General features: G+C 49.0%; 1 pseudogene. It reads right to left on the bottom strand.

The window, feature by feature from the left end:
- Positions 1–43: 43 nt before the first annotated feature.
- A pseudogene (locus NE665_RS24870) lies at positions 44–255 on the bottom strand (hypothetical protein); the annotation flags it as partial.

The raw sequence follows: 255 nt of genomic DNA, 5'->3' as shown, positions 1-255 counted from the left end.
TTTCCTTCGTCCTTTTTTCGTTCTTCCATAGGTCCTCTTTCCTCTATTCCTTTATCGTGATGGACAGCGTACTTGCCGCCTTGCCGACGAATTCCTTCGTCTTCATATCATAGGCCTCAAAATAAGCAGTCACTGGATAGGTGCCCTTCTTCAATGCCACATCCAGCTGCGCCGTTTCGATCTTGTTGCCGGGACGGATCGCACCGCTCTCATAGATCTTCTCGCCATCCTTCTCATCCTGCTTCAGATAGATCT

This window comes from Clostridium sp. DFI.1.208 (genome assembly GCF_024463855.1).
Classification (GTDB): domain Bacteria; phylum Bacillota_I; class Bacilli_A; order Erysipelotrichales; family Erysipelotrichaceae; genus Clostridium_AQ.
Note: the sequence above shows the minus strand (reverse complement) of the source record. Positions and strands in the feature narration are given on the sequence as shown.